The sequence below is a fragment of the Pseudomonas sp. VS40 genome, from assembly GCF_018587885.1.
GTDB lineage: Bacteria > Pseudomonadota > Gammaproteobacteria > Pseudomonadales > Pseudomonadaceae > Aquipseudomonas > Aquipseudomonas pergaminensis.
On record NZ_JAGYWD010000014.1, the window covers coordinates 51,969 to 69,937 of the forward strand.

At 60.4% G+C, this 17,969-nt stretch carries 14 protein-coding genes; 10 read left to right on the forward strand and 4 right to left on the reverse strand.

Annotated features, from left to right (window positions below; translation table 11 throughout):
* Positions 1-61 precede the first annotated feature (61 nt).
* The 5 genes from KHP07_RS28055 (at position 62) to KHP07_RS28075 (ending at position 5,201) form a co-directional block, all read left to right on the forward strand.
* A complete protein-coding gene (locus KHP07_RS28055; protein WP_078047764.1) occupies positions 62-2,467 on the forward strand; it encodes a TonB-dependent siderophore receptor in 2,406 nt (801 codons plus the stop codon).
* Positions 2,468-2,671: 204 nt separating this feature from the next.
* Positions 2,672-3,658: a type III secretion effector protein gene (locus tag KHP07_RS28060; protein ID WP_214498420.1), complete on the forward strand. Its 987-nt coding sequence runs from the start codon at positions 2,672-2,674 to the stop codon at positions 3,656-3,658.
* Positions 3,659-4,120: 462 nt separating this feature from the next.
* A complete protein-coding gene (locus KHP07_RS28065) occupies positions 4,121-4,294 on the forward strand; it encodes a hypothetical protein (RefSeq protein WP_157806791.1) in 174 nt (57 codons plus the stop codon).
* On the forward strand, positions 4,291-4,638 hold the full coding sequence (locus KHP07_RS28070; protein WP_078047766.1) for a hypothetical protein: 348 nt from the start codon (positions 4,291-4,293) through the stop codon (positions 4,636-4,638). The genes KHP07_RS28065 and KHP07_RS28070 overlap by 4 nt, the downstream gene beginning before the upstream one ends.
* Positions 4,635-5,201, forward strand: coding sequence for a type III secretion effector protein (locus KHP07_RS28075; protein ID WP_250883761.1), 567 nt, complete (start codon positions 4,635-4,637; stop codon positions 5,199-5,201). The genes KHP07_RS28070 and KHP07_RS28075 overlap by 4 nt, the downstream gene beginning before the upstream one ends.
* Before the next feature lie 3 nt (positions 5,202-5,204).
* On the opposite strand, the gene KHP07_RS28080 is transcribed toward KHP07_RS28075, so the two are convergent.
* A complete protein-coding gene (locus KHP07_RS28080) occupies positions 5,205-6,356 on the reverse strand; it encodes an MFS transporter (protein ID WP_214498421.1) in 1,152 nt (383 codons plus the stop codon).
* Positions 6,357-7,009: 653 nt separating this feature from the next.
* Between KHP07_RS28080 and KHP07_RS28085 the strand changes: the two genes are divergently transcribed.
* From KHP07_RS28085 to KHP07_RS28105, 5 genes are all read left to right on the forward strand, one after another.
* On the forward strand, positions 7,010-7,996 hold the full coding sequence (locus KHP07_RS28085; RefSeq protein WP_214498422.1) for a diaminopimelate epimerase: 987 nt from the start codon (positions 7,010-7,012) through the stop codon (positions 7,994-7,996).
* Between the two features lie 301 nt (positions 7,997-8,297).
* Positions 8,298-10,316 carry a type VI secretion system Vgr family protein gene (locus KHP07_RS28090; protein WP_214498423.1) on the forward strand — a complete coding sequence of 673 codons (2,019 nt, stop codon included), beginning with the start codon at positions 8,298-8,300 and terminating at the stop codon, positions 10,314-10,316.
* Positions 10,316-11,152 (forward strand): DUF4123 domain-containing protein, encoded by an 837-nt coding sequence (locus KHP07_RS28095; RefSeq protein ID WP_078047770.1) that lies wholly within the window; start codon positions 10,316-10,318, stop codon positions 11,150-11,152. The genes KHP07_RS28090 and KHP07_RS28095 overlap by 1 nt, the downstream gene beginning before the upstream one ends.
* Entirely contained in the window at positions 11,145-11,924 is a 780-nt protein-coding gene (locus KHP07_RS28100) for a hypothetical protein (protein ID WP_214498424.1), read from the forward strand. Before KHP07_RS28095 ends, KHP07_RS28100 begins: the two co-directional genes overlap by 8 nt.
* A 14-nt stretch (positions 11,925-11,938) precedes the next feature.
* Entirely contained in the window at positions 11,939-14,089 is a 2,151-nt protein-coding gene (locus tag KHP07_RS28105; protein WP_214498425.1) for a lipase family protein, read from the forward strand.
* A 9-nt stretch (positions 14,090-14,098) separates the two neighbouring features.
* On the opposite strand, the gene codA is transcribed toward KHP07_RS28105, so the two are convergent.
* From codA to codB, 3 genes are read right to left on the reverse strand one after another with little or no spacing between them, the layout of a single operon-like run.
* Positions 14,099-15,334, reverse strand: coding sequence for a cytosine deaminase (codA, locus tag KHP07_RS28110; RefSeq protein WP_100491115.1), 1,236 nt, complete (start codon positions 15,332-15,334; stop codon positions 14,099-14,101).
* A 27-nt stretch (positions 15,335-15,361) separates the two neighbouring features.
* Positions 15,362-16,567: a PucR family transcriptional regulator gene (locus tag KHP07_RS28115; RefSeq protein ID WP_214498426.1), complete on the reverse strand. Its 1,206-nt coding sequence runs from the start codon at positions 16,565-16,567 to the stop codon at positions 15,362-15,364.
* Entirely contained in the window at positions 16,564-17,832 is a 1,269-nt protein-coding gene (gene codB, locus KHP07_RS28120) for a cytosine permease (protein WP_100491113.1), read from the reverse strand. Before codB ends, KHP07_RS28115 begins: the two co-directional genes overlap by 4 nt.
* Between the last annotated feature and the right edge of the window lie 137 nt (positions 17,833-17,969).

Sequence of the window (17,969 nt, forward strand, 5' to 3'; positions counted from 1 at the left end):
CAACTGCAACTGGTTTGCATTAACAGCCGCACACTTTTGCGATCACAGGACTAGGTTCGACGTGAAAAAACTTGCCGTTAATAACAATAAAATTTCCCGCTGGGCGCCGCTCGCCCTGGCGCTTGCGGTGAGTGCCGCGCTGCCCGTGGCCTACGCCGCCGAGGCCATTCACATCCAGGCCCAGCCTTTGGGCGCGGCCCTCAGTCAATTGGGCCAGCAGACTTCCCTGCAAGTGTTCTTCAGCCCTGACATGGTCGCCGGCAAGCAAGCCCCTGCGGTAGACGGCAACCTTTCGCCAGAACAAGCCCTGCGCCAGTTGCTGCAAGGCAGTGGCCTGGACTACCAGATCGATGCCGGTTCCGTGACCCTGCGCCCGCTGAGCGGCGGCACCGGTGAAGCCGGCTCGCCCCTGGAACTGGGCGCCACCGACATCAAGGTGGTCGGCGACTGGCTCGGCGATGCCAACGCTGAAGTGGTGCAGAACCACCCCGGCGCGCGCACGGTGATCCGTCGCGAAGCCATGGTGGAGCAGGGCGCAATGAACGTCGGTGATGTGCTCCGGCGTGTGCCGGGTGTGCAAGTGCAGGAATCCAACGGTACGGGCGGCAGCGATATTTCCCTCAACGTCGGCGTACGTGGCCTGACGTCGCGCTTGTCGCCACGCTCCACCGTGCTGATCGATGGCGTACCGGCGGCGTTTGCGCCCTATGGCCAACCACAATTGTCGATGGCACCGATTTCCGCCGGTAACCTGGACAGCATCGACGTGGTACGCGGTGCCGGTTCCGTGCGTTATGGGCCACAAAACGTCGGTGGTGTGATCAACTTCGTGACCCGCGCCATCCCCGAGAAATTCTCCGGTGAAGTCGGCACGACCCTGCAAACCTCCGCCCACGGTGGCTGGAAGCACGTCGATAACGCCTTTATCGGCGGCACCGCCGACAACGGCATCGGCGCTGCCTTGCTGTACTCCGGCGTCAACGGCAACGGTTACCGCAACAGCAACAACTCCAACGACATCGACGACGTGATCTTCAAGACCCACTGGGCACCGACCGACCAAGATGACTTCTCGCTGAACTTCCACTACTACGACGCCAGCGCCGACATGCCCGGTGGCCTGACCCAGAAGCAGTTCGACGCCAACCCGTACCAATCGGTGCGTGACTGGGACAACTTCAGCGGGCGCCGCAAGGACGTGTCCTTCAAGTACATCCGCCAGATCGACGACCGCACACAGGCCGAAGTGCTGACCTACTACTCCGACAGTTTCCGTGGCAGTAACATCGCCAACCGTGACCTCAAGACGATCGGCTCTTACCCGCGCACCTACTACACCTTTGGCATCGAGCCGCGGGTGTCCCATGTGTTCGACGTGGGCCCGAGTACCCAGGAAGTCAGCCTGGGCTATCGCTACCTCAAGGAAGGCATGCATGAGCAGGCCACCAGCCTGAACCTGGTCAACAATGTGCCGACCCCGGGTGGGCAGAGCGATGGTCACGTCTACCAGGACCGCACCGGGGGGACCGAGGCCAACGCGTTCTATATCGATAACAAAGTCGATATCGGCAAGTGGACCATTACGCCTGGTATCCGCTTCGAGGACATTCGTACAGAATGGCACGACCGCCCGGTGGTTGCCTTGAACGGCACGCGCACCCAGGAAAAACGCCGCGAAATCCACAACAACGAACCGCTGCCGGCCCTGAGCGTGATGTATCACGTTTCTGATGCCTGGAAACTGTTCGCCAATTACGAAACCTCGTTTGGCAGCCTGCAATACTTCCAGTTGGGCCAGGGCGGCACAGGCGACCAGACCGCCAATGGCCTGAACCCGGAAAAAGCCAAGACCTACGAGGTGGGGACGCGCTACAACGACAATGTCTGGGGCGGTGAGCTGACGTTCTTCTACATCGACTTCTCGGATGAACTGCAATACGTCAGCAATGACGTGGGCTGGACCAACCTCGGCGCGACCAAGCACACCGGTATCGAAGCCTCGGCCCACTACGACCTGTCGAACCTGGACCCACGCCTGGATGGCCTGACCGCCAACGCCGGCTTCACCTACACCAAGGCCACCTCCGAAGGCGACGTGCCGTTCAAGGGCCGCGACCTGCCGCTGTATTCCCGTGAAGTCGCCACCCTCGGGCTGCGTTACGACGTTAACCGCTGGACCCATAACCTGGATGTGTACGCCCAGTCCGGCCAGCGTGCGCCCGGCACCACGAGTACCTACATCACCCAAGGCACCGCCGATGGCCAATTTGGCGATATCCCTGGCTACGTCTCGGTCAACGTGCGCAGCGGCTATGACTTTGGCGAGCAGTTGTCCAACCTGAAACTGGGTGTCGGCGTGAAAAACGTTTTCGATCAACAGCACTACACCCGTTCCAGCGACAACAATGCCGGGCTGTACCTCGGCGAGCCACGTACGTTCTTCGTGCAGGCCAGCGTCGGGTTCTGATCCACGCCACGGTGTCAGGAAAAGTCGCAGCCCCCTTCAGGGCTGCGATTTTTTTTGCCCGTTTCCTACACCTCTACAGCGCGTTCGGCGGTCTGCTCCGGAACTGATTCCGACGCAAGCCCCACACAGGAGCATACCTGATGGGCTTCGACGCTACGTTGGCGCCTCAGTCTGAAGGTCACGCTCACTGTATTGGAGAAACTCATGTCGATATCGACCCACGATGCATCCGTACCTGCTTCAACCACGCCCAACCGAGCGTTGGCAGACGACAAGCCTTTGGTCAAACCCGACGGCCCCGCGCCTGCTGGGCTTTCCTTCAAGGACCATGCCACCGTAACTGTCAGTTTTCACTCCCATGAGAAAAAGTCCGGGCCCGTGTTTAGTGATCCTCATGCACCCGTGGAACGTCAAATGCCGGGTCAGAACAAGGTGTCCATGCTGCACAGTTTCCTGAATGGTCTCAAAGACTGGATAACCAGTTTGTTTAGTGGTTTCCGGCCACCGATGCACCCAGGGTGTGGTAGTAAACCGCCACCCAGGCCGAATCCTAGTGAGAGCAGCCCACCGCCGCGACCTACTCCCACGGTCGGCAGGCCGTTCCCGACCCCGCCAGGCGGCGTTGACACCCAGTACTCCTTGAAGAGCAACGAACAGTTGGCGCAGCAGTTGCTGGACAACTTCAGGGCCTTTCGGGACCCCAAGAACCCAGGTTATATCAGCGCTGACAGTATTCATGAGATGGCGAATAAAAAGTGCTCCAGTGATCCCGTCATGAACGAGAACATTCGCCTGGCCAAGGAAATGCTGCGACGTCCGGAGCTGATGAATGCCATCGACCGTCACAGCTCCACCGGTGCACTGGATGGTTTGATCGACCGAGAAAATCTGCGCCTGGTCATCAACGGGGACAACTATTTCAAATACCACAGCGACAAAGACGTGGTCCAAGAGCTGCTCGAGCATTTCAAAGAATTGCGGGGCAGCCAGTGGGACCTGTCCCTGCAGGTCAACGACCTCAAACAGTTGGCTGCCAGCACGCTGACGGGGGATTCTGGGAAGGACCATCTGATCCAGTTGGCGCAGGAAATGCTCAAGCGCAGCGATTTAGTAACGAAATTGGACAACCTCGCGAGTCAAGACCGTGATGGCCGAATCAGTCTCCTGGCGCTTTTACTGGCGTCTCGCTGATCACTGTTCAGGCGCCGTAACCTGCTATGGCGCCACCTCCATTGCATGCAAACGGTGTGCGTCAATGTGCCACTTTCCTCCCAGCCAGCAGCTTTGATCACAACGGTCACTCTTCAGACAAAGCGTGAGAGCTAACCAATGACTTCAACCTCCTTCAAGTGCCCGCACCTTGGCGGCCAGGCGTTCAAAAGCAATAGCCATGAGCCGGCTCCTCCGGCAGCAGGGCGGGGCGTCGCTATGCAGGATTCGCAGGAGAATCCGTATACACATGACGTCGAAACCCGCCGAATGAAGGCCTTCGCTGGCCAGAGCACATTCCAGACACCGGTCGCCGATGACTTTTCCCGTAGCTTGGTCGAGTCTGGACTGTACCCGGTGGATGATTCCAAAGCGCTAGGGCGCGCCGGGGTCTTCGACGGCTTGAAGACCTGGTTGCGTCGACAGCGGTGGAATTGATTCCGGATGGCGGCATCGATTTACATGCTGTCATGGGTAATTACCGATCTGACGGAACTGCCCTATTTATCCAGCCACACATCAGGTACCCGTTTGCCTGGAATTCATTCGATGATTTCGGCAATTGCGGTGGCGTTCACCGGACCGGTGTGTTTTGAAAAAGTTGGAGAAAATGAATGACTATCGAGGGTGTATCAAGACTCGGCCCGCCGGCCCTGGATTTCGCAACTGAGCGATCAACTACGCCACAACCGACCGCCCAGCCTAACACCTGGAATGAGGTCTATGCTGCGCAGGCAGACGTGACGCACAGGCCACGGATGTCGCGAATGGCGCAACCCGGGCTGAGTCACTTGAAGCTGCAGAATGCGCCCACGGCACGCCCGAGCATTAGCGAACCCGATGCAACATGGTCCGATGGTGAGTTGGTGGATGCGTTGAAAAGAGACTACGGTTCGCTGCATGCGTATCTGAAAGAGGGGCGATTGACGTACTCGGTATTGCGTCGGGTGGCCGCTGAATGATGGGGAAAAGCGAAGAGCTGAATAGAGTCGTCAGCGTCGTCCGCGAAATGCTCAAGCGTCCAGCACTGATTGACGCGATCATGAACCGCGACGGTGATATCACGCGAGACAGCCTCAGGGCCGCCGCCGCTGCGTTAACGGGCAACAGCTCGCCAAGCGAATTCAGCCAGGACCCCTTCCATGCCCAAGACAACGACTGTGTCGTCCAAGCTTTGCAAAAGCTGTTTGAGCAACTGAGGGATCCGACCAAGGACCGCACATTCCTTTTCGAACCGTACCAGTACCTCGCCATTGAAACGCTCATGAAGGTCATGCAGGACCCCTACGAGGTTGATCGCAAAGGCGCACCTGTACTGGAACTGTCTACCGGCATGCCCAAGCCCAAGTACAGCGAACTCTGCGTCTACACAGCGAAGAACATCATTGAGCGGCCGGGACTGCTGACCTCATTGGAGCGTGTCAACAGCCCGCGATTGTTCGGTCCGCCTCATTACGAAGGCTACCTCAGTAACAAGAGCCTTGAACTCTGGCGGGAGCGGTACAGGGCTCGCAAAGCACGCTGACGTTCACACCTTGAGGATTTTGCCGCTGATGGCCACCGCCGCCAGCAGCACAGCGATCAGCACAAAGGCGGTGCTCAGGCTGCTGCCATGGGCGATAAAGCCAATCAAGGCGGGGCCAGCAAGAATGCCGGCGTAACCCAAGGTGGTGATGGCTGGCACCGCGATGTGTTCCGGCATGACAGTTTGCTTGCCGACGGCGGTGTACAGCACCGGTACGATATTCGAACAGCCTGCGCCGACCAGCGCATAGCCGAGCAGCGCGGTTTCCCACGCAGGAAACAAGGTTGCCAGCAACATGCCTGCGGTGGCCAACGCACCACCTATCACGATGACGCGCGTGGCACCCAGGCGCCGCACAATGGCATCGCCGGTCAAGCGTCCCGCGGTCATGGTCAGGGCGAATGCTGCATAACCCAGGCCTGCATAAGCTTCATCCAGGCCGCGCTCGGCACTGAGGAACACGGCGCTCCAGTCGAGCACCGCCCCTTCGGCCAGAAACACGATAAAGCACAGGCAACCGATAAACAGCACCACACCGTGGGGCACGGCAAACGCCGGGCCAGAGCTTTCACTGCCATACGGCAACAGGTGCGGTGCAGCCTTGAGCAGCGCCGCCAGCGTGATGACGATCACCACCAGGGTCGCCTGCAGCGGCGACAAGCCCAGGCCCAGTAAGCCCGAGACGCCCGCCGCCCCGACAATCCCCCCGAGGCTGAACAGCCCGTGAAATCCCGACATCATGGTTTTACCGCTGGCGCGTTCAACGATTACTGCCTGCAGGTTGACTGTGGAATCCACCGTTCCCAGGCCGGCGCCAAACAGGAACAAGCCGGCCATCAGTAAGGGAATCGAACTGACCGTCGCCAGTATCGGCAATGCCAGGCAGATCATGATTGTCCCGGCGCTCAATACGCGTCGGCAGCCGAAACGCGAGGCCAATGCACCTGCTGCGGGCATGGCGATGATCGAACCGACGCCAAGGCACAGCAGCAACAGGCCCAGCGTGCCTTCACTCAGCCCGGCACGGGCCTTGGCATAGGGCACCAACGGCGCCCAAGCCGCGATGCCGAACCCGGCAATGAAAAAAGCGATACGGGTCGACATTTGCTCCAGCCGCCCGGGAACCACGGGCGCTGAGGTGGGGATGGCAGTCATGAAGAATCCTTGGTTTTGCGTTCAACGAACGATGTCCGGCGCGACATCCTTGCACATCAGGCCTTGGTGTGCGAGCCGGGTTCCCTTGGGATTCCGGCTGCCCTTAATTTTATTTTTACAACGTGGAACGCCAGGGCGGTTTGCGGCCACATAGGCAGTACCAAGTTGTAGGAGGCGGTCTGGAAGGTGTGTAATCCCAGCGGGAGCGTTTGAACCCCAGGGTTCTCGCGGTGGATTACCACCTTCCAGGCCGCTTCTGAAACCGCGTCAGTCAGGCATCGGTCTATAGGCGGTGACCTCAACGACTTGGATGTTTGCCACCCGTACCAGCAGCATCTCTCGGGGATTGGTTTCTGTGCCCTTGTTACTCTCCAGTTGTTCACCTCCACCGGGTACCAGCCCGATGAATGTCTTGCGCCCTCTTCGTACAGCACTTCAACAGGCGCTTTTTGAAACGAGAGTCTTCATGGTTGCATCCTCCAACGGGAGAGGACGGCGTTTGCTCGACTGCACACGGACTTCGGCCTGATGAAAACGTCCATCCAGGGGAACTGAGAGTGTAGTGTTGCGTAGGATGTGTGGTGCCGAAATCCCATACAGTCGAAGACCCTTTTTTGATTTCGATCATCAACGCATTGTCAGGTGGATGACTCATGACCCTCTTCTACGACGCCCGCGGCAATATCTATGGCGTGGTCAGCCCGACCTCTTTGAGAGACAAGGGCATTGATATACCCGAGCGCGCTGACTTGGCGGCGGGCACTCGCAACCATTGGACAGCATCGGCCATTGCCTCTGAATGTGAGTGGGACTCTGCATCACGCCCGGCCGGTGGCAAGGCTCACCGCTGTGATGGCCTGCTGGTCGGGCCGTTCCAGGCCGAGCCACCGTTCGACCTGCTGATCGTCAACACCGACGGCTCCCTGGCCGAGCGCAGTGGCAATGGCTTGACGATTTTCGCCCAAGCCCTCACCGATCAGGGCCTGATGGACGCGGCCTGTGAGTTGCGGGTCCATCACGACCAAACGGATACGCTATCGCCAGTCGCCACGCGGGTGGAGCCCGCCGTTCGTGAACGGGTCGCGGGGTTCTGGCTGGAGCTGGGTGCGCCGGCGTTTGGTCCGACGGCGGTGGGTGCGCAGGCGGTTGGCCAGGTGTTTCTGGACCGGGCCGAACTGAGCCATGTCAGTGCGCTGGCGGCGATCAACCCTCAGTGGGCGACCAGTCAATTTGTTCGGGTAGGTAATCCGCATTGTGTGACGTTGGTCCAGCAACTATCAGCGTTGCCAGACAACGCCCAGATGCTGCAGCCAGCGCTGTTCGACCCCTTGAAGGCGATCGCCTATGCGCCCCCGGTCGGTGGCGGCCAGCCATGCGGCGCGGGAGTCAACTTGCAATGGGCGGCGCGCCAGCCCGGCAACCGCGTGATTGCACGGGTGTTCGAGCGCGGAGAGGGGCCCACGGCGTCTTCCGGAACCAGCGCCAGTGCGGTGGCATGCGCGGCCTGGCGTGCGGGCTGGGTCGAGAGCGGTGAAGTCGCGGTGGTGATGCCGGGTGGCATTGCGCCGGTACGCTTGCACACTCAGGGCGATACGGTGCTGAGCGTCAGCCTGTTCGGTACTGCACGGTTGCAAGCATAAGCCTGTTGAACAGTTGGCGCCGTGATTGGGTGTCAGCTGTTTCTCTTTTAGTTAGTTGCTCTTGCGAACGTTAATGTAGGGCATTTCTTATTATTAAGAAGTGGCACATTGACTCGTTTTATTATTTTGTAAAAGACACTTCCAGTTTCGCTGTACGAAACTTCTTTTTTATTTTAAAGCGGTCGATTTCCGCCCGTAATCGCTAAGCTTTGAAGCGTTGAGGCGCTTTTTCTCGGTGACGTGTTCTTTAACGAGAAAGAGTATTCCAGGGTGATCATTCATTAGCGGCGGGTAACAAAGGATGGTTAACGCGTTTGTTTCGTCACGTTTCAAACTGACACTTACAAGTATCAACATTGACTTCCAAGTGCTGGCATTCAAAGGCAGCGAGTTCCTTGACCAGCCGTTTTCCATGCGGGTGCAGGTGGTGAGTGAAGACCCTGCCCTTGACCTGCAAGCGTTGCTCCACCAACCCGCGTACCTGGACTTCGGTGAGGCGAATGGCGGCCTGCATGGGCAGGTTTACGCCATCGGCCGCGATGGCCCCGGCCGGCGTGTCACGCGCTATCACCTGACCTTGGCGCCCCGCCTGGCTTGCCTTGCACACCGACGCGACCAGCGAATCTTCCAGCAGCGCAGCGTGCCCCAGATCATCGCGGCAGTCCTTGAGCAACACGGCATCCTGGCAGACGCCTACGTGTTCGAGTTGGGCCCCGTGGTTTACCCGCCGCGCACATTCTGTGTGCAGTACGCGGAAAGCGACCTGCACTTTATCCAGCGGCTGTGTGAAGAGGAGGGCATTCACTACCATTTTCGTCACAGCGCGAACGCCCACTTGTTGGTATTCGGTGACGACCAGACGGTGTTTCACCGCTTGCCCGTGCAGCGCTATTGCACTGCGGGCGGGCCACCGGCCGATACCCAGGTTATCCAGCGTTTCGATGTGCGACTGGGCACACGCAGCCAGATGACGGTGCGCCGCGACCATGACTTCGAACACCCTTCGTTGCGCCTGCAGGACGCCGCCGGCTCTGATGCTGCGCAAGTGCTTGAGGACTATCGCTACCCTGCAGGCTTCACCACTCATTCACGGGGCAAGCGATTGGCGCGGCGGGGGTTGGAACGTCACCAGCGCGACCGTCTTCGGGCATTGGGCAGGAGTGATCAACCCGCGCTGCGCAGTGGGCATTTCATTGAATTGCGCGATCACCCCGATCCGTCCTGCAACGACTTGTGGCTCATCACGTCGGTGCGTCACGAGGGCTATCAGCCGCAAGTGCTGGAAGAGGCAACACCGGCGACCGATGCACGCCTTAAGTACCGCAATCGCTTTACCGCGACGCCTTGGCAAGCGGTGCATCGACCGCCCCTCAAGCACCCCAAGCCGACTATCAATGGCACTCAGACTGCAACCGTCACCGGGCCGCCGGGTGAGGACGTGCATTGTGATGCCTATGGCCGGGTGAAGGTGCGTTTCCACTGGGACCGCCTGGACAAGGCGGATGATAAAAGCAGTTGCTGGGTTCGGGTTGCATCCGGATGGGCCGGCGATGGGTTCGGCGCAATGATGATCCCGAGAGTCGGCATGGAAGTGCTGGTGACCTTCCTGGAAGGCGACCCGGACCGGCCGTTGATCAACGGCTGCCTGCCGAATGCGTCGCACAGGCCCGCCTATGCCTTGCCACAACACAAGACCCGCAGTGTCCTGCGCAGCCGCAGCCCCCTCGGCGGCGCAGGGGGCAACGAGCTGTACCTGGAAGACCGCCGTGGCGAGGAGCTGATTCACCTGCGTGCGCAACGGGACCTGGAGCAGCAGGTTGGTCATGACAGCCGCTTGGAAGTGGCGGGTGAGCGGCGGGAAGTCATCCAGGGGATGAGCACGACGCACCTGGGCAGCGAAGAACATCGCGAGGTCGGCGGTAATCGTCGCGTCGTACTCAAAGCGAGCGACCACCTCGACGTACAAGACGACAGCCGGACGCGCGTTGGCGGGACCCTGTTCGTCGAGGCGGGGCAGCAGCTTCACCTCAAGTCCGGTGCCAGCCTGGTGATCGACGCCGGGGCGCAACTAAGCCTCAAGGCGGGTGGCGAGCACCTCGTCATCCAGGCGGGCGGCATTTTCAGCAGTCGACTCATTACCCTGGGTGGTTCGCCGGCCATCGCCCAAATGGCGAACGCCTCCGTGCCGGCTGACTGGCCAAAGATCTCCACGGTGCAGGTCACCATCATGAACCTGGCCAGGCGGCTGGGCGCCGATTACTGCGCGGTATGCGAGCGCTGCCGCGAAGGCCTGTGTGACCTGCCAGGGAGGGCCGCGTGATGCCGAACATGCCAGGCCAATGGATGGACCAACAGCAACAGGCAGGGCAGCGACTGTGCCTGATCCTTGAGGGGCAAAATGTTGCGCGTCAGTCGCTGCTGGCGGTTCGCGACTTGCCAGCGTATTGCAGCCTTTATGCCGAGACAGCCGTGGCGGAGTTACAAGCACAAGGCCCGGTGATCCTGTTGCTGGAACAGATCAATGAGCCCGAATTACTCGGCCTTCTGCAACAGCCAGAGACGAATTGGGGATGGCTGGGCAGTCTGCCCAACGAGGACCTGGCGGCCGTGACTCGACACTGGCGTGACAGGCTGCTGGTGGGCTCGGAAGGCGCCCAGTCGATGTACCGTTTTCACGACAACCGCACCCTGGCGCGTGCGCTGGCCCACCTGGATCCGGAGCACTGGCCGGCCTTTCTCGGACCATTGATCAGCGTGTGCTACTGGCACGAGGGCCGCTGGCGCACGGCTGACAATCCAGCTCCCGGCGAGTACCCGGTGCCGGCCCCCGCGCCCTGGCTGGACACGCCCAACCCCAACGCAGCGGCCATTCTGCACGCCAATATCCTGCGTTACCTGTTGACCGAGCATAGCGAAGACCTGGTCGCGCTGGCGGAGTTTCAGGATCCAAGGATCTGGCTGGTGCAGGTACTTGATCAGGCCCGCGCCTGGCAATGGCGGGGGCCGGAACAGCTCGAGTTTCTGGTGGTTAGACGGTTGGAAGAGGCCACGCGCAGCACTGTCATTCGGTGGCAGCCATTGGTGGGGGAAGCACCAGGCGACCACTATGAACGGGTGGTAGCGCAGTGGACATCAATGAGGGGAAAGGATGAGTAGGCGAAGGTGGGGTGCGTGGATTGCATTGGGGTTGGTGGGGCTGACGGGGTGCGCGAGGACGCCAGTTGAGCGGTTTACATTGGAGGTGGATTTGCCGGCGGAATTTCGCTTCATCGGTGGCGCCAACTATGGGCCCGCGACGGGGGAAACCTGCACGTTGCCTAGGCGTCGAGGTAAGCGACCCGAGAGGAAGATCTTTATTGCGCGTTACAAACCGGTGGCTGAGCGCGTGAGTTTTGAGCTACCGCTGAGTGAGGTCATTGAAGGGTGCCCTACGGTTTTGCGCAGTGTGGATTTTGATATTTATGCGAAGTGGGGAAAGAGAGATACGGATGTCGGTGGGTACATTGCTGGCTTCTCAATTAGAGATCCCTCGAATGCAGATATACCAGGGATGCCCGAAAGCGGTGTTCAGGAATTGCATAAGCAATGTCAGTGGTTGTTTCGGACGGTGGGGAAACAACACGCGATCGTCAAGGTTCTTACATGCAAGGCCTTTGAGGTAATCCGCCAGCCATCTGGACAGCGGTCAGGCTTAGTGGTGCAAAGGGATCAGTTGCCGGGAAAAACACTCAGGTTGGCGCTGACTTTAATTGACGAGGAAGAACCGTATTTTGACGGTAGCTGGGTGGAGGTTCCCGGCGGATGGAAGCGTTGTAAAGGTCAAAGTTTCGAGGATCTAGACGCCTTTTGCAACGGAAATACCAACGACTTCAAGCCTATAAAAATGCCGGATGGCCGTATTTGTGACGTCTACCCATCTTGCCGTTAACAAGGAGCACGCGCATGCAACTGGATGCAAGGAAGCAGTCTTTTTTCAGTGAAAATAAGCCGGCCTGTCCGTTAAGGGGCCATTGGGTGAGCTTTCGCCTGGTTGATGAACTAGGTAGTGGCACGGCATATGGTGGTCTGCCTTACACCGTCTACGATAGTGCAGGCCAACAGTACAAAAGCAGGCTGAATGGTGATGGCTTTGCCGAGCTTAGCGATATTTACTGCGGACCAGTGGTCCTTGTTTTTGACGACCTCTACTCGGGAACGGAGCAGCCGTATCAGCGGCTGATGTTGCGCCACGCTTATAAGCTTCCTATCACCGAGCTTCAAATTCGCGCTGAGAGGACTCGATTTACTCGCCCCGACGGTCTGCGCACCGGAGGTAATCCGGCACAACAAAAGGCCAAACGGTTCTATCAGGTTGAAGTGCGCGACTTGGTTTGCCATGTTGCCCACTTACCGCCTGTGGAGCCGCGAACTCATCAACCCCGACGCCATGCATTGAAAATGTTGGCCGACCTTGGATTCGGACCGCCCCAACAGACCTTGGCGGGGATCGTATTGTTTCCAAACGACCATACCGTTTTGGAGGTTCGGCCACTGCGAGCGTTTCGTCCGATGCTTTCAATTGGAGACAGCTTCTGTGCCTTGAACCTGTATCAGCTGGCTTTGATGGCCACGCTGAGCTACTGCAATTTCGGCCAGGAGCCACCTCAACGGCCTCAAGACCAAGTTCGATTTTCCCTCGACCCCAGCGTCGGTCATTTTTTTGCTGAAAAACTCTCGGGTTATCACGAGGCCTGGCGAGTCGATGCAGAGCAGCAGCACTGTTTCTACCCCCTCTACGAAGAAGTCCCGTACTCCAGGCGCTTCGAGATACTGCCCTTCGATCCTGCGTTGTACCCGCAAAACCGACCGGAGTTGGGGGATAAGCAGGAGCACCCGGCGCGTTTGCACTTTTTCGATGATGAGGAGTTCGGTACGGATACCCAGGCATTTATCAGCCACCATGACGAGGTAATCCTGATTGCAGTACGTGGTACCGCCAGCGCAACGGATGGGTTACGGGATGCCAATGCCCATCAGGTGGCTTTCGCCGAAGGCGTCGGCAAGGCACACGAAGGCTTTTATCAGGCTTACAGAGCCATGCGCGATTTTGTGCTGCGTTACCTAAGCCAATTTCACTCAGGCCAACGACTAATCATTTGCGGCCACAGCCTGGGCGGCGCAATTGCTTTGCTCCTTGCAGAAGGCCTGCGCCGAGCACCGGAGGGGGACTACAACATCCTCCTCTACACCTACGGCGCCCCCCGCGCCGCCGACGCCGAATTCACCCTCGGTGCCTCAACCCTGGTCCACCACCGCATCGTCAACCACAACGACCCCGTCCCCAGCGTGCCCGCCCCGTGGATGAACACCACCGCCAAACTCTGGGTCCCAGGCGCCGTCACACTGTTCAGCGCCCCCGCGCCGGGTGGACTGCTGTTTGCCGCCGGCCTGGTACGTTTCGGCGGCAACCCTTACCAGCACCATGGCGAACAGCAACACTTCATGCCGATCGTGCTCGCCGATGGCACGCATTCCTCGGTGTTGTGGAAGCCGGGTTGTGAATCCATCCAGGAAGCCGGCTGCAACCGAGCGTTGCAACTCCACGGCGACATGCCCAATCGTGACAACCTGCTCCGGCAGCTATTCCAGGCCAACCAGCACTTTATGACCGCCAGCTACATCCCGGCCGCTTGGGCGACCCTCCGGCGTTGGCAACAAACCCTGGAAAGCAGCGGGCCCCTGATAACGCCGAGGGAGTTCGAACTGGTCGACGGTGCCCTCGAGACCATGCGCCAGCAACTGCGCAACAAGCGCCGTGAACTGTCCCGCCTGAGGCCGGCCAACGACCGTGGCTATGAGCACAACGAAGCCTTGAACGCCGAGATCGATCGCTTGCACACCAGTCGCGAACGCCTTGCAAGCCTGCGTTGGCGCCGTCTGGAAGCCCGAGACGTCTATGGCAGTCACGCCCACAATGCCAACTTGCAATCGAGCCTCAAGCGTTGGTTCAGCCACCGTGAAAACCGTGAGCCGGCCCAGGTCGCCAGCATCCCTCCCGACCTGCCACACGAATGGGGGAGGGCGCAGACGCTGGATATCGACGCGATCGTCTGAACCAGGCCTCTAAACGAACTCAACCTGGGCTGGCTGGCGCTTCATCAATACCTTGCCGTCACGGATCGAATACAGCGGCAGGCCCTGGCTGCGGATCACCTCGTAGTCGCTGTCCGCCGAGAGGATCAACAGGTTGGCAGGTCGTCCAGGCTCCAGGCCGTAGCGGTCACCCAGGGCCATGGCCTTGGCGCTGTTGTCGGTGACCAGGTCGAGGGCATTCTGCAGGTTGCGGTAGCCGAGCATGTGGCAGATGTGCAAACCGGCTTCGAGCACCCGTAGGATGTTGCCGTTGCCCAGGGGGTACCAGGGATCGACGATGGAGTCCTGGCCGAAGCACACGTTCATGCCGGCCTCCAGCAGTTCGTTGACCCGGGTGACGCCACGGCGTTTTGGGAAGGTGTCGAAGCGGCCTTGCAGGTGAATGCTCTCGGTGGGGCAGGAGACGAAGCTGATACCGGAGTGCCCCAGCAGGCGAAAGAGTTTGGCGCAGTAGGCATTGTCATAAGAGCCCATGGCGGTGGTGTGGCTGGCGGTGACGCGTGCGCCCATGCCACGGCTGCGAGCCTCTTCGGCCAAGACTTCGAGGAAGCGCGAATGCGGGTCGTCGGTTTCGTCGCAGTGCACGTCCACCAGGCAGCCGGTGCGTTCGGCCAGGTCCATCAGGAACTTCACCGAACTCACGCCCTGGTCGCGGGTGTATTCAAAGTGAGGAATGCCACCGATCACGTCGGCGCCTAGGCGAATGGCCTCTTCCATCAGTTCGCGGCCGTTGCGGTAGGACTCGATGCCTTCCTGGGGGAACGCAACGATTTGCAGGTCGATCAGGTGCGTACTTTCCTGGCGGACCTCCAGCATGGCCTTGAGCGCCGTGAGGTCCGGGTCGGTGACGTCGACATGGGTGCGCACATGCTGGATTCCGTGGGCGGCGAGGGCCTGGATCGTCTTCTTGGCGCGGGTCTTGGTGTCTTCCTGGGTGATGGTGGCCTTGCGTTCGCCCCAGCACTCGATGCCTTCGAACAGGGTGCCGCTCATGTTCCAGCGCGGCTCGCCGGCGGTCAACGTGGCGTCGAGATGGATATGGGGTTCGACGAAGGGCGCAATTACCAGGTTGCCGGCGGCGTCCAGATCGTCGGCCGCCGCAATCGGTGACCCCGTTTGCGTAGTGATGCTGGCGATCCGGCCATGTTCCAGGTGCAGATCATGCAGGCCTTCACGGTTGCGCAGGCGGGCGTTGATGATGTGCATGGGCAAGTTCCTCTTGGCTAAAAACAATCAGGCAGACAGTCGCCAGGTCATCAGCGCGATACCGATGTCCAGGCGATCATAAGCGTTATCCAGCGTCAGGCCACACAGGGCTTCGATGCGCTGGACACGGTGCGTCAGGGTGTTGCGGTGCACGGCCAACCGCTGTGCGGCGGCCACAAGGTTACCATTCTCGTGAAACCAGGCTTCCAGGGTGGGCATCAGGCTGGGGCCGTGGTGCGCGTCGTGGCGCAGCAACGGGCCGAGGCGTTCGTTAAGGAAGTGATCGAGCAAGGCGCGATCGCGCACGCCGCTGAGCAATTTGAGCACGCCCAGTTCGTCGTACACGCACAGCCCGGCACGCTCGCTGAACCGCCGCGCAGCCGCCAGTGCCTGGCGCGCTTCATCCTGCGCCTGGGCCAGGCGGGCCGGTGGGTGCGCAGCGGCGCTGAGGCCGATAAACAATTTGAGTGGCGCCAGGCGCAGGTTCAGCGGGTTGAGCCAACCGGCCAATTGCTGGCGATTGGCCAAGGCGGCGACAGCATCCGGCGCCGGCAGCAGCAGCGTCCATTGCCCGGCCCGCCCAAGTACCGGCAGCCCCGCCGACAACTGGCGCAAACGCCGGCTGATAGCGTCATGCTGTCGGGCCAGTTGCGCCTCGACATACGCGGCATCGCCCTGGGCAAACAGCAACTCGCTGCCTTCCAATTGCAGCTGCACAACCTGCCAGTGGCCGGCCAGCATCAGGCCCAATTGCACGCCACGGTGCAGCAACAAATCCAGGGATTGGTAATCGCCAGTCAGCAAACGCTCCAGCACATCGTGCCGCGAGCGCCCCAATTGCTCGGACTGGATCAGCGCCGAGCCAATGGCCTGGGTCACCAGCACCATCTTCAGCGAATAAGGCTGCTCGATCAGCGGCATGCCAGCGGCCTCGGCGGCCTGGAGCAAGCGCTGGGGGATCGCCTGGATATACGCCGGCCCCGTGAGAATCACCAACCCGGCCACCTGGCGCTGACAGGCCTCGTCCAGCAGTTGCAACAAGTTGGCCTCATCCCGCGGGTGATTGATCCCGGTGACGAACACCAGTTCGCCGCCCAGCACCCACTCGGCAATCCCGCTGTTTTCCGCCACGTAGGGCCAGCGCACGCCATTCTCCAGGCCTGCCGCACCGGCGCGCAGGCACATGGACTCCAGGCCCGGCAGGGCCAGCACCTCGGCAATGGTCAGGTTCATGCCTGGGCGTCAGCCAAGGGCACACGCACCCGCAGTACAGCGGTGAGCACGATGTAGGTCAGCGATGCGGCAACAATGCCCACCAACGGCGCGACCCAGGGCGAGTTGAACGCCAGCACGGTGCCCACCGCATAGGCCACCAGCCCTGTCCAGTTGAACGCTGGCAGGCGTGCATCGGCCAGGCGTGGATAGTGGCCGCGATAGCGGTAGAAGAAGTCAGCCATGATCACCCCGCCAATCGGTGGGATCACCGTGCCCAGCAGAATCAGGTACGGCACCAGCATGTCGTACATGCCGAGTAACGCCAGCAGAGTGCCGATCACCGCACCGGCCAGGGTCACGGTCTTGCGCCGCTTGGTGCGCAGCAGGTTGCAGCCGGCCACCGCGAAGTTGTAGATGGTGTTGTCCTGGGTGCTCCAGATGTTGAGCAGCAACATGGCCATCGCCGCCATGGCAAAGCCTTGCAGCAGCAACACTTCGACCACGTCCGGTTGTTGATAGACGATGGCACCGTAAGCGCCGATCAGCACCATCAAGCCGTTGCCGATAAAGAAACCGATCAGGCTGGCCAGCACCGCGACCTTGGCCGAGCGCGAAAAGCGCGTCCAGTTGGTGGCCTGGGTCGCGCCACTGACAAAGGTGCCGAACACCAGGGTGATCGCCGTCGACACGTCCAACTCACCGGTCGGCACCACGGCGAGCAATCCTTCCAGCCCGCCGACCTTAACCGTGGCGACCCACATCGACAGAAACAACAGGATGCCCATTGCTGGCACCGCGATATAGGACAAAATCTCCAACCCACGATAGCCGATGTAGGCCGTGGCGCAGAACACCAGGCCGAACAGCACCATCAACGCCAGCACGCTGCCCTGGCCCAGCTCGAAGTACTTGCCCAAGACCACGGCGGCCGTGGCGGTACCCCAGGCGTACCAGCCGATCTGGGTAAAGCCAAGGATCAAGTCGCTGAGCTTGCTGCCCACTTCACCGAAGCAGAATCGGCCCATCAGCACCGAATTCAGCCCGCTCTTGAACGCGATGTAACCCAGGCCTGCGGCGTAGATACCCAGCAGCAGGTTGCCCAAGGCCACGACACCGAGCATGTCGGTGAAACTGAACGCCACCCCCAGCTTGCCGCCGGCAAACATGGTCGCGGTGAAAAACGTAAAGCCCAGCAGCACCATGGCGGTCGACGCCAGGCCCTTGCGCGCATGCATCGGGACTTCGCTGAGGGGGTAATCGTTGCCCGGTTCTTGCTGCGTCATGTGCCTTGCTCCCTGAATGAGTGACGCAGGCCTATTGCACCGCGCGTGCCAAGCCGACAGCAGTGACGCGCGCACGGTCAGCGCTGTGCACCGTGCACAGTATTCATGGCCAAACAGAGGGGAAATGGCGGCAGGGA

What these genes read in the sequence shown, in the direction of transcription:
- KHP07_RS28075 (WP_250883761.1), top strand. Translation starts at nt 4,635, where the DNA reads ATGATGGGGAAAAGCGAAGAGCTGAATAGAGTCGTCAGCGTCGTCCGC.
- KHP07_RS28115 (WP_214498426.1), bottom strand. Translation starts at nt 16,567, where the DNA reads ATGAACCTGACCATTGCCGAGGTGCTGGCCCTGCCGGGCCTGGAGTCC.
- KHP07_RS28070 (WP_078047766.1), top strand. Translation starts at nt 4,291, where the DNA reads ATGACTATCGAGGGTGTATCAAGACTCGGCCCGCCGGCCCTGGATTTC.
- codA (WP_100491115.1), bottom strand. Translation starts at nt 15,334, where the DNA reads ATGCACATCATCAACGCCCGCCTGCGCAACCGTGAAGGCCTGCATGAT.
- KHP07_RS28095 (WP_078047770.1), top strand. Translation starts at nt 10,316, where the DNA reads ATGCCGAACATGCCAGGCCAATGGATGGACCAACAGCAACAGGCAGGG.
- KHP07_RS28065 (WP_157806791.1), top strand. Translation starts at nt 4,121, where the DNA reads ATGGCGGCATCGATTTACATGCTGTCATGGGTAATTACCGATCTGACG.
- KHP07_RS28090 (WP_214498423.1), top strand. Translation starts at nt 8,298, where the DNA reads ATGGTTAACGCGTTTGTTTCGTCACGTTTCAAACTGACACTTACAAGT.
- KHP07_RS28085 (WP_214498422.1), top strand. Translation starts at nt 7,010, where the DNA reads ATGACCCTCTTCTACGACGCCCGCGGCAATATCTATGGCGTGGTCAGC.
- codB (WP_100491113.1), bottom strand. Translation starts at nt 17,832, where the DNA reads ATGACGCAGCAAGAACCGGGCAACGATTACCCCCTCAGCGAAGTCCCG.
- KHP07_RS28060 (WP_214498420.1), top strand. Translation starts at nt 2,672, where the DNA reads ATGTCGATATCGACCCACGATGCATCCGTACCTGCTTCAACCACGCCC.
- KHP07_RS28100 (WP_214498424.1), top strand. Translation starts at nt 11,145, where the DNA reads ATGAGTAGGCGAAGGTGGGGTGCGTGGATTGCATTGGGGTTGGTGGGG.
- KHP07_RS28105 (WP_214498425.1), top strand. Translation starts at nt 11,939, where the DNA reads ATGCAACTGGATGCAAGGAAGCAGTCTTTTTTCAGTGAAAATAAGCCG.
- KHP07_RS28080 (WP_214498421.1), bottom strand. Translation starts at nt 6,356, where the DNA reads ATGACTGCCATCCCCACCTCAGCGCCCGTGGTTCCCGGGCGGCTGGAG.